The sequence below is a fragment of the Flavobacterium anhuiense genome, assembly GCF_900101855.1.
Classification (GTDB): domain Bacteria; phylum Bacteroidota; class Bacteroidia; order Flavobacteriales; family Flavobacteriaceae; genus Flavobacterium; species Flavobacterium anhuiense.
Genome location: NZ_FMVC01000003.1, coordinates 737,617 through 748,227 on the forward strand (window position 1 = coordinate 737,617; position 10,611 = coordinate 748,227).

General features: G+C 32.5%; 12 protein-coding genes. 2 read left to right on the top strand and 10 right to left on the bottom strand.

The features are described from left to right. Window positions 1-745: 745 nt before the first annotated feature. The 4 genes from BLP44_RS11075 to rpsF form a co-directional block, all read right to left on the bottom strand. Window positions 746-1,219, bottom strand: a complete 474-nt coding sequence (locus tag BLP44_RS11075; protein ID WP_091132831.1) for a DUF6495 family protein — start codon at window positions 1,217-1,219, stop codon at window positions 746-748. A 131-nt stretch (window positions 1,220-1,350) separates the two neighbouring features. Then, the gene (gene rplI, locus BLP44_RS11080) at window positions 1,351-1,791 is read right to left on the bottom strand and encodes a 50S ribosomal protein L9 (protein WP_008463036.1); all 441 of its coding nucleotides are present in this window, start codon (window positions 1,789-1,791) and stop codon (window positions 1,351-1,353) included. Window positions 1,792-1,857: 66 nt separating this feature from the next. Beyond that, window positions 1,858-2,154 (bottom strand): 30S ribosomal protein S18, encoded by a 297-nt coding sequence (rpsR, locus tag BLP44_RS11085; protein WP_002987043.1) that lies wholly within the window; start codon window positions 2,152-2,154, stop codon window positions 1,858-1,860. Between the two features lie 5 nt (window positions 2,155-2,159). Beyond that, complete coding sequence (gene rpsF / locus BLP44_RS11090; protein ID WP_008463027.1) at window positions 2,160-2,501, bottom strand: 30S ribosomal protein S6; 342 nt, start codon at window positions 2,499-2,501, stop codon at window positions 2,160-2,162. A 177-nt stretch (window positions 2,502-2,678) separates the two neighbouring features. Between rpsF and BLP44_RS11095 the strand changes: the two genes are divergently transcribed. Then, complete coding sequence (locus BLP44_RS11095) at window positions 2,679-3,377, top strand: LytR/AlgR family response regulator transcription factor (protein ID WP_008463025.1); 699 nt, start codon at window positions 2,679-2,681, stop codon at window positions 3,375-3,377. Window positions 3,378-3,384: 7 nt separating this feature from the next. Here BLP44_RS11095 and priA read toward each other — a convergent pair whose 3' ends face one another. The 5 genes from priA to nadC form a co-directional block, all read right to left on the bottom strand. After that, window positions 3,385-5,835: a replication restart helicase PriA gene (priA, locus tag BLP44_RS11100; protein WP_066035027.1), complete on the bottom strand. Its 2,451-nt coding sequence runs from the start codon at window positions 5,833-5,835 to the stop codon at window positions 3,385-3,387. A 23-nt stretch (window positions 5,836-5,858) separates the two neighbouring features. Further along, window positions 5,859-6,605 carry a subclass B1 metallo-beta-lactamase gene (gene bla-B1-FLAV / locus BLP44_RS11105; RefSeq protein WP_091132834.1) on the bottom strand — a complete coding sequence of 249 codons (747 nt, stop codon included), beginning with the start codon at window positions 6,603-6,605 and terminating at the stop codon, window positions 5,859-5,861. 10 nt (window positions 6,606-6,615) lie between these two features. Beyond that, window positions 6,616-7,044 carry a DUF2147 domain-containing protein gene (locus tag BLP44_RS11110; protein WP_091132837.1) on the bottom strand — a complete coding sequence of 143 codons (429 nt, stop codon included), beginning with the start codon at window positions 7,042-7,044 and terminating at the stop codon, window positions 6,616-6,618. A 1-nt stretch (window position 7,045) separates the two neighbouring features. Next, entirely contained in the window at window positions 7,046-7,969 is a 924-nt protein-coding gene (locus tag BLP44_RS11115) for a YihY/virulence factor BrkB family protein (RefSeq protein WP_008463019.1), read from the bottom strand. A 72-nt stretch (window positions 7,970-8,041) separates the two neighbouring features. Then, a complete protein-coding gene (gene nadC, locus BLP44_RS11120; RefSeq protein WP_091132840.1) occupies window positions 8,042-8,899 on the bottom strand; it encodes a carboxylating nicotinate-nucleotide diphosphorylase in 858 nt (285 codons plus the stop codon). 206 nt (window positions 8,900-9,105) lie between these two features. On the opposite strand from nadC, the gene BLP44_RS11125 reads away from it, so the two are divergent. Next, window positions 9,106-10,206, top strand: a complete 1,101-nt coding sequence (locus BLP44_RS11125; RefSeq protein WP_091132844.1) for a DNA alkylation repair protein — start codon at window positions 9,106-9,108, stop codon at window positions 10,204-10,206. Window positions 10,207-10,269: 63 nt separating this feature from the next. Here the strand turns inward: BLP44_RS11125 and BLP44_RS11130 are convergent. Then, window positions 10,270-10,611, bottom strand: a 342-nt coding sequence (locus BLP44_RS11130; protein WP_139159199.1) for an integrase core domain-containing protein, incomplete at its 5' end; no start/stop codon positions are given.

Here is a 10,611-nt window from a genome sequence, read left to right on the forward strand (position 1 = left end):
AATTATTACTCCTTACAATTAGTACACCCAATGGGGTAATTATAAGACAGCAAACTAAAAGGTAAACGTTTTGACAAAAAACTAAATATATTATAACGATTAAAATTATCGTTGAGACGAAGTAAGCTTAATAGAGTAAAAAATAAAGCTAAAATAAGGTAAACAACTAAAGTAAATTTGATAAAGAAAGTAATTGTCAATTCCATAAGCAGACTTATTAAGTTATTATTTAATTGTTCTAATTTCAATCTCAACAATTAGTAAAATAATTTTACCTGTATGTTTAGAAACCAAAAGAAAACTTTGTTTAACTTTTGTTATCTAAAATTAGGAAAAACAAAAACATAAAACAAGCCTAAAATTCTTATAATTTATTCTTAAAACTTTAATTCGATAACTCTGGACGACGTAAAACATTAGAAAAATCGCTACATTTAACATAATTTCGCTGCTGTTTATTAACTAGATAAAATAATAAACAAAATATGTTAAATCGATATAAATAAAGTAAAATCCTACATATTTAACAGATTTTAAAGGCGAAATTGTCTGTTAAAGAGTTCATTTAAGTAATTTACCCCAAAAAAAAAAGTTCTTTTTTCAATATATTGAAAGATTAGAAATAATCACGTAGAAATACGGGGTCAAAATTAACAAAAACATTAAACAAAAGTTAAAAAATAAAAAATGGCAAACAATTATTTGTGAATTGATTGCCATTTAGACGTTTTCAAAAAAACTAGAATTAAGATTCGATAATGGTATTAATTTGATTAAATAATTGACCGTCGCTTAAAAAAGCACCTTGTTTAATCAATTCAAAAATTGAAGAATTTCGTTCCTCTGTAAAAACCTTCTTCCCTACCTTCATTTCAATATTGTCAGTAAACATATTATCACTCAACCATTGAAGTCCGTCTTTAGTTAAAAAATCAACTTCAGGAGAAAATGATTTTAAAACAATAGATTGAATGTAGGTATCAAAACAATGAAATAAAAAGATATGATTCTTAGAAAAGTGCTCCAAATATTCTGCTCTAGTCAATACGCCTTCCCAGATCAAATCTGAAAAAACATCAAGTTCCTGTTCTGCAACTTCTGGTTTATTAACTTTAAGTTCTTCCCACTCCTTTCTATCTATTGCTTGTGTAGCCAAAAAACTTGCAAATTCAGTATGTAATTCATCAAACTGCTCTTTTGTTAATCTCGCGTATTTCATTTCCCTTTAAGTTTTAAACTTTACGCTGCAAGCTCTAAGCCTCAGCCATAAATCTAATTGTTAGTGTCAGTTTTTTTTAAACAAAAAAAATCCCGATTTACATCGGGATTTTAATATAGGTTTTAAAACTATTACTTTTCAGCAACAATTTCGTATGGTAACTCAACAATTACATCTCTGTGTAAACGGATACTTGCATTGTATTTTCCAATACGTTTTACGATACCACTAGTGATGAATTTTCTGTCGATAACGTTTCCAGATTTTTCTAAAGCTTCAGCAATGTCGATGTTTGTGATAGAACCAAAAAGTTTCTCTCCACCAGCTTTTGCAGAAATTTTAATTTCAAGAGCTTTAATTGTTTCTGCTAACGCTTTTGCATCAGCAACAATTTTAGCTTCTTTGTGTGCTCTTTGTTTTAGGTTTTCAGCTAAAACTTTTTTAGCAGAAGGTGTTGCTAAAGTAGCAAAACCTTGAGGAATTAAAAAGTTACGTCCGTAACCAGGTTTTACAGATACTACATCATCTTTAAATCCTAAGTTCTGTACGTCTTGTTTTAAAATAATTTCCATGTTGTTGTCCTTATATTTTAGAAGTTAGGTTCTGTTCTAACAGAAACCAGCGACTAGATTTTTATACTATTTTAATAAATCGGCCACGTATGGCATTAAAGCTAAGTGACGAGCTCTTTTTACAGCTACAGAAACTTTTCTTTGGTATTTTAATGAAGTTCCAGTTAAACGACGAGGAAGAATTTTTCCTTGCTCATTAACGAATTTCAATAAGAAATCAGCATCTTTATAATCGATATATTTGATTCCAGATTTTTTGAAACGGCAATATTTTTTAGTTTTGTTAGTTTCAATGTTTAAAGGCGTTAAATATCTGATATCTCCGTCTTTTTTTCCTTTTGCAGATTGCTCAATTGTAGACATAATAATTACGCTTTAGTAGATTTTAATTTTGCTCTTCTTCTTTCCGCCCACGCAATAGCATGTTTATCTAAACTTACAGTTAAGAAACGCATAACTCTTTCGTCACGTCTAAATTCAGTTTCAAAAGCAAGTAGAACTTCTCCTGGAACTTTGAATTCGAATAAGTGATAAAAACCACTTTTTTTGTTTTGGATTTCGTAAGCCATTTTTTTAAGACCCCAATCCTCTTTCGATACCATTTCAGCTCCTCTACTAGTAAGAAATTCTTCAAATTTCGTTACTGTTTCCTTCACCTGAACCTCAGATAAAACGGGATTTAAAATGAAAACAGTTTCATAATGATTCATAAATAAAAAATTTATTTGTTAAAATTGGGTGCAAAAGTAAGCATTTAATTTATATATGCAACATTTTTTTCCTTTTATTCGTCGTAATGCAAAAAAGATGCCTCAACTTTAGTTTTTTTTACAAAAAAATAATACATTTACTACTGCTATCCTGAATTTATTCTAAATTTAAATGTTATGAAACTAAACTGTGTTGTTGTAGATGATAGTTCTATACAAAGGACAATTATTGCCAAATTGGTTAATAATCACCCAGGCTTGCATTTAATCGGGGATTTTTCTAATGCAATTGAAGCAAAAAGTTGTATCTCATTAAATAATATCGATTTAATATTTCTTGATATAGAAATGCCAGTTATTAACGGCTTTGATTTCCTTGACGGACTAAAATCAAAACCGCAGATTATATTTATCACATCTAAAGCCGAATATGCTTTAAAAGCTTTCGACTATGACGCTACCGACTATCTCCAAAAACCAATTGCAGTAGATCGCTTTAACGCCTCTGTAAAAAGAGCAATCGATATGCATCTGCTCAAAAAAGACATCAAAGAAGAAGAAGGCGAGCATATATTCATCAAAAGTAATCTAAAAAAACTTAAAATCTTCACTTCAAAAATAAAATGGATTGAAGCTTTTGGAGATTACGTGAGAGTTGTAACCGAGGATGACAGCAATCTGGTTCTTTCTACAATGAAATCTTTTGAAAATGATTTATCGAAAGACAAATTTATCCGTGTTCACAAATCATATATTATTAATATAGATAAGGTTGAGCGTTTTAACAGCAAATTTGCTGAAATAGGCATCACCAAAATACCATTAAGCCGCAACAAAAAAGAAGATCTGGTAAAAGCGCTTTCAACTTCTTCTTAATTGCTATTTAATAGAAATCTACATTAATCACAACTTTTATAGCCCTGTATTGGGCCACAGCTTCAAAACTATTCAGCATTTTCTGAATAGTTTTTTTTGTGTTTCCTAAATGAAGATTTTGCGGAATCTTAATCAAAATAGTTCTAATATATTCGTTTCGAATTCTGCTTATAGCAGGCTCTTCTGGACCTAAAACCGGCATGCCTAAATTCTGGCTCAAAACCTGATACAGCCACATTGCTCCCTCTTTCAGTTTGTCAAAATCTTTGTGTTTTAGTGTAAGTTTTATAATTCTGAAATAAGGTGGATATCTATAGATTTGCCTGTCATACAATTGCTCTTTATACATACCTATATAATTATGGTTTGTAACCTGCTGAATTGTATTATGATTAGGATTATAAGTCTGAATGACAACCTTCCCTTGTTTTTCAGACCTTCCTGCTCTTCCCGCAACCTGAGTCATCATCTGGAAACTACGCTCAAAAGCCCTAAAATCGGGATGGTGAAGCATATTATCGGCGTTCATTATTCCAACCAAACCAACATTATCAAAATCAAGTCCTTTGGCTAGCATTTGTGTACCGACTAAAATATCAATTTCACGATTTTTAAATGTATCTATTATTTTTTCGAAACCGAACTTGCCTCGAGTAGTATCTTGATCCATCCTAGCTGTTTTAGCTTTTGGAAAAAGCGAAGACAATTCCTGTTCAATTTGCTCTGTCCCAAATCCTTTTGTAGTCAAATCTATACTTGAACAGCTGTGGCAATTTGTAGGTTTTGCAATTGAATACCCGCAATAATGGCAACGAAGCTGATTTTTGTGTTTATGATACGTCAGACTAACATCGCACTGCTGGCAATGCGGAACATGCCCACAAGTCAAACATTCAATTATAGGCGAGTATCCTCTCCTATTTTGAAATAAAATAACTTGCTCACCCAATGACAATGATTCGGCAATTTCTTCAATTAAAAGATCACTAAAATGCCCTGTCATTCTTTTTCTGAAATGCTTGTCTTTGATATCAACTAAAATTACTTCAGGCAAACGAACATTTTTATAACGTTCGGAAAGAGTTACCAATCCGTATTTGTCATTTTGAGTGTTAAAATAAGTTTCGATGCTAGGCGTTGCTGAGCCTAATAAAACTTTAGCTTTATGAAAATTAGCCAAAACTATAGCCGCATCTCTCGCATGATATCTGGGCGCAGGATCAGTCTGTTTGAAAGTCTGCTCATGCTCTTCGTCAACAATTAATAACCCTAAATCATTAAATGGCAAGAATAAAGCCGATCTCGCTCCTATTACAATTTGTGCTTTAGGCGAATTCTCAAGCGTTTGCCTCCAAACCTCAACTCTTTCATTATTGCTGTATTTTGAATGAAAAACAGCTACTTTATCGCCAAAATGAAGACGCAACCTCGAAACGAGTTGTGTGGTAAGTGCAATTTCTGGCAAGAGATACAAAACCTGTTTTCCTGTATGCAGATATTCTTCAATTAGCTTTATATAAATTTCGGTCTTCCCGCTCGAAGTTACACCATGCAGCAAGCAAACTTCTTTCTCTAAAAAGCTGTTTTTGATTTCAGAAAAAGCTTTTTCTTGCGCTTGGCTCAACTGCAATTCCTTTTCCGTTTTTTCTCCATCAAATGTAACACGGTCATGCTGCAAATAATATTCTTCAAATATTTCTTTTTCAATCAAAGATTTTACAGCTGCTGAGCCTGCATTTGAAATTTCAGTAAGCTTCTTTACTGTAATTGGCTTTTTTTCTGAGGCACTGATTTGAAAATAAGCCAAAACGATTTCTTTTTGTTTATTAGCATTTTTCAGCACCGTCAGCAATTCTTCCAAACCATTATCCGATTCATATTTAGAATGTAATTTTACATACCGAACCAATTTTGGCTTGTAGGTTTCTTTTATTTCTTCATCCAAAAAAATAATATCCTTCGCAATCAATTTCTGCAAAATTGGAAGTATATTCTTTTTGTTTAAAATCGAAACAATTTCCTGAACCTTCAGTGAACTCTGATGGTGTAAAGCTTCATAAATCAAAAACTCGTCGTCAGAAAGCTCGCTGTCGTTTACGATAACATCAGGTTTGTGCGAAATAATGGTTTCGCTTTCCAACAGTAATCCACTTGGAAATGCTCCGCGGTAAACATCGCCAATCCCGCACATATAATAATTTGCAACCCAAAGCCAGTGTTTAATCTGGATTTCGGTCGCAATTGGTTTTTCATCCAAAATCTGATGAATTTCTTTAGCCTCATACAATGTTGGCGCATTTTCATGAACATCCAAAACGAGTGCCGTATATATTTTACTTTTACCAAAAGGTACCGCAACCCGCATTCCTTTTTTTATAAAATGGAATTCAGCCTCAGAAACACGATATGTAAAGGTTTTTGCTAAGGAAAGTGGTAAAATAACTTCGATAAAAAACATGTACTATAGATATGAATGCAAAGTTACTTTTTTTCGGTAGAATTTTGAGCTAAATACTCCTTAACCAATTTTAAAGTATGATCTATTGATTTATTGGTTGTTCCGCCATCATGTCCCGGAATAACATACTTTGGATTTTTAAACTTTAATTGAACTTTCTTGATTGATTTCTCCCATTCTTTGACATCAGCATCTCCTAAATAGCCTAAATCTTTCGCTTCTTCACTTTTTATAAAACATCCGCCATAAAGAATTTTATCTTTTCCAAACCACGCTACGATATTATCTGGCGCATGTCCTTTTCCTGGATAATAGACTTCAAACTTATATTGCCCGACAGTAAAAGTAGTATCATTTGGAATTACAAACTCCGCTCTTGGTTCGTTTTTCTCCTTCAGAATGTCATCCGTCAATTTAATTGAGTATGTTTTAATTACTTTTTTTCGGTAAAAATCAAATCCGCCTGCACGATCCTCATGTGAGTGCGTACCAAAAAGCATCACAACTTCTTTATTGTGTTTTGCTTTTATACTATCCAGCAAAGGCTGAAACTGCGTTTTATCCCAAGGCGCATCAAAAAGCACAACTCCTTTATCTGTAACCACATACATGGCATTGGCAGAAATAAGAGTTCCGTCGTAATCATGAAACGTTTTATAAACATAAAAGTCACCTGTTAGATGACTTATTGGTAATGGCGAATTCTTAGATTGTCCAAAATTATTTGAAACTGCGACTAAGAATAAAATTATCGAAGTTAATTTTCGCATTAGATTTTAATTAGCTTTTTACTCTAGTCCAATATTGTGTTCTACCCATTAAAGAAATCCCAACATAACCTCGTAGTTTCAATTTATCGGCAGATTCTAAAGTAACATAACATTTGTATTTTTTACCGCTTGTAGGATCCAAAATTGTCCCTCCGTTATATTCAGAACCATCCTTTTTAAGTCCGTTTATAATAACCATTCCTAAAATGGGTTTGTTTTTTTCGGCACCATCACATTTTACACAAACATCTTTTTTGTGGCCTTCACGAAGTATATCCACTACCTTGCCATATATTTTTCCTGATTTCTCGTAAATCTCAACAATCGATTTTGCTTCGCCAGTTTCATCGTCAATTGTCTTCCATTTTCCAATTACACTTTGACTTTGCATGGTTAGGGCAAAGAAGAACATTCCGATAGTTAGCACCAAATTTTTCATATTATTTTTCTTTTTTTTGTTTTAATTTTCTGATAGAAGCATTCAATTCGAACCCTAAAAGCAGAATCATACAGTTTATCCAAATATAAAACATTAGAATTAATAATGTCCCAATTGAACCATAAAGTTCGTTGTATTTTGAAAATTTTATAACCCAAATCCCAAAAAAGAATGAAGATATAACAATTAAGACCGTCGTAAAAACAGAACCAATACTAATAAAAGGCACTTTATTATACTGCTTTGTTCCATAACGCAATAATATTGAAGATGTTATCAAAATCATTAAAATCACGAATAAATATCGTCCTAAAATAATCAGCGGAATACGATCACTCAGTACATCTTGAATAATGGTTTTTTGAATGAAAACCTCAAAAACTACAATTGTAGCTACTGTCACAAACAGAATAACCGTCATTACAAGAGAAATCGCTAAGGCAACGAGATACTGCTTAAAAAATCCGCGTTTATCAAAAACGTGTTTTGAAGATTCAAAACCACTCAAAATCCCATTAATTCCATTTGCCATCAAAAAAATCGAAAGCAAAAATCCAGACGATAATAATCCCGAGTGACTATTGTTTAAGATATCGCTGATAATTTTACTAATTGCATCAAATGTATTTGGAGGTACACTCTGCTGCACAAACTGTAGAAAATCTTCCTGAAAATTATCTATCGGAATAAACGGAATTAAGTTTAAAATAAATAAAGCAAAAGGAAATAATGCCATGAAAAAGCTAAAAGAAACAGCACTTGCATGATATGAAAAAGCCCCTTCAAGAATTCCCAAAGAGTACATTTCGAGCAAATCATACAAAGAAAATCCCTCTAACCAAGGGAATTTTATTCTTTTAAAAAGTCGGGCCAGATTGCGTATTACAGGCAGCTTCTCAATCCGATCTTCTATCTCTTTCGACATATTATATAGATTTTTAGACTTCTTAGATGTTAGACTTCTTAGATTTTAAAACGGATAATTACAATCAAAATTTTAAAAAGCTTTTAGGCTCAAATCCATATTATAGACAGAATGCGTTAAAGCACCTGACGAAATATAATTCACACCGCATAAAGCATATTCGCGAACTGTTTTTTCACTGATATTTCCAGAAGATTCTGTCTGGCATTTTGAACCAATCAAATTGACTGCCGTTTTTGTATCTTCATAGTTAAAGTTATCTATCAGAATTCTATGAACTCCATCGCTCAATAAAATTTCTCTGATTTCATCCAAATCACGAGCTTCAACAATAATTTTCAAGTCAAGATTATTCTCTTTCAAATATTCTTTAGTTTTTGCAATAGCGCGTGTAATTCCGCCAGCAAAATCAATATGATTGTCTTTCAGCATGATCATGTCATATAACGCATATCGATGATTCTCGCCTCCGCCAATTTTTACAGCCCATTTTTCTGCCACTCTAAAATTTGGAGTTGTTTTACGCGTATCCAAAATCTTTGCATTTGTTCCTTCCAAAAGCTGCATTAAATGGTTTGTTTTTGTAGCAATCGCTGACATTCTTTGCATGGTATTCAAAACCACTCTTTCGGCTTTTAAAATAGATTGCGAGCTTCCAGAAACTTCAAAAACGACCTCACCATATTCTACACGCGTACCGTCTTCAATAAATGTTTTTACTTTAAGTTTCGGATCTACATATTCGAATATCATTTTGGCAAGTTCAACACCAGCAATAATTCCCTGATCTTTTACCAATAGCTTTGCCTGACCATGAGCTGTATCAGGAATACACGCAAGCGAACTATAATCGCCCGGTCCGACATCTTCTCTTATGGCATTTTCTATTAAGAGTTTTAATTCTGCTTGAAATTGAACTTTGCTTATCATTTTTCTGTTTTTAATAATAATGCTAAATTAGGATATATTTTATGGATTTGAAAATTCCAATAACATGAAAAATTATGCAAAACATTAAATATCTCTTTTTTTAACCCTTAAGATATTCTGAAAAATAAAGTTACAATTCTTAACAACACTTAATCTCTTAATAAGCGTTCAATTAAATATCTTTGAAGTTCAATCAAACAAAAATCATGGGTTTAATTAAAGACATTTACTCCGTTACTTTTTACGAAAAATTTACTCAGGCTGTTGCCGAAGTGTATCCAGCATTCAATAAACAAAAATTTATTGAAGCGATTTATGAAGGCGATTTTGCTCAAAAGGAATGGAAAGAAAGAATGAAACATACAACAGTAGTGTTACATCAATTTATGCCTCAAAATTTTCCCGAAGCTGTTTCATTGATTGATAAAATCATAGAAAGTTTAAAGAAAAATAGTTTTAAAGAAGGAAATCTGGCTTTCGTCTTCTTTGCCGATTATATTGAGATGTACGGTTTAGACGATTTTGAAACTTCGAAAAAAGCTTTTGTTTCTGTAACCCAATTTATAAGCTGTGAATTTGCCGTTCGTCCTTTCATTTTAAAATATAAAGAGAAAATGATTGACGAAATGATAAAATGGTCATTGCATAAAAATCATCACGTACGCCGTTTAGCAAGCGAAGGTTCTCGCCCGAGATTACCATGGGCAATGGCAATTCCGTTTCTAAAGAAAGATCCTTCTTCTATTCTGCCGATTTTGGAAAATTTAAAAAATGATCCTTCTGAATATGTCCGTAGAAGCGTAGCCAATAATTTAAACGATATTGCTAAAGATAATCCGCAGATTGTGCTCGGAATTGCTTCGAAATGGAAAGGCTACAGCAAAGAAACTGACGGAATTATTAAACATGGCTCGCGAACTTTACTAAAACAAGGTCATCCTGAAATTTTAAGCCATTATGGTTTAGAAAGCACTAATATTGAACTTTCTTCTTTCGAAATCAAAACTCCTGTTGTAAAAATTGGTGATTATCTTCGGTTTCAATTTCATTTAAATAATAAAAACGAAGAGCCAAAAACGGTTCGTTTAGAATATGCCGTTCATTATAAAAAAGCAAAAGGACATTTAGCAAAAAAAGTGTTTAAAATCAGTGAAAAGATTTATCATCCGAATCAATTAACCAAAATTGAAAGAAACCAATCTTTTAAGTTAATCACAACTAGAGTTTTTCATACTGGAGCGCATCAATTGTCGATTATTATTAATGGAAAAGAGAGCGAAGTTTTGGAGTTTGAGCTGGTGGATTAAAAATCTAAATTTTACAAATTATAACGATTTAACCGTCTAATTTGTCATTTCTGTAAAAGTTACTTATTTCGGTAACGGATTTATCATTTCGATTGGCTTTTTTCCATCAATTCCCTGATGCGGTCTTTCATGATTGTAATAATATAAATATTGCAGCAATTCCTCTTTTAACTCTTCTTGAGAATCAAAATCAGTATCTCGCAATAAATCCTCTTCCAGAGTTCTCCAAAACCTCTCCACCTTGCCGTTTGTCTGTGGGCGGTAAGGTCTGGTGTATCTGTGTACGATCCCGAGCTCCATCAGCATTCTTTCGAAAGGATGCTGATTTTTTACCTTGCTGGTTTTAATTCCAAATTCAGCTCCATTATCAGATAATATCTCTTCAAATTTTATTTCATAATGGCT

Bases quoted from the DNA above. Each gene is read 5' to 3' on its own strand.
- rplI (WP_008463036.1), bottom strand. From the start codon at position 1,791: ATGGAAATTATTTTAAAACAAGACGTACAGAACTTAGGATTTAAAGAT.
- BLP44_RS11110 (WP_091132837.1), bottom strand. From the start codon at position 7,044: ATGAAAAATTTGGTGCTAACTATCGGAATGTTCTTCTTTGCCCTAACC.
- nadC (WP_091132840.1), bottom strand. From the start codon at position 8,899: ATGATAAGCAAAGTTCAATTTCAAGCAGAATTAAAACTCTTAATAGAA.
- priA (WP_066035027.1), bottom strand. From the start codon at position 5,835: ATGTTTTTTATCGAAGTTATTTTACCACTTTCCTTAGCAAAAACCTTT.
- rpsR (WP_002987043.1), bottom strand. From the start codon at position 2,154: ATGTCTACAATTGAGCAATCTGCAAAAGGAAAAAAAGACGGAGATATC.
- BLP44_RS11075 (WP_091132831.1), bottom strand. From the start codon at position 1,219: ATGAAATACGCGAGATTAACAAAAGAGCAGTTTGATGAATTACATACT.
- BLP44_RS11115 (WP_008463019.1), bottom strand. From the start codon at position 7,969: ATGTCGAAAGAGATAGAAGATCGGATTGAGAAGCTGCCTGTAATACGC.
- rpsF (WP_008463027.1), bottom strand. From the start codon at position 2,501: ATGAATCATTATGAAACTGTTTTCATTTTAAATCCCGTTTTATCTGAG.
- bla-B1-FLAV (WP_091132834.1), bottom strand. From the start codon at position 6,605: ATGCGAAAATTAACTTCGATAATTTTATTCTTAGTCGCAGTTTCAAAT.
- BLP44_RS11125 (WP_091132844.1), top strand. From the start codon at position 9,106: ATGGGTTTAATTAAAGACATTTACTCCGTTACTTTTTACGAAAAATTT.
- BLP44_RS11095 (WP_008463025.1), top strand. From the start codon at position 2,679: ATGAAACTAAACTGTGTTGTTGTAGATGATAGTTCTATACAAAGGACA.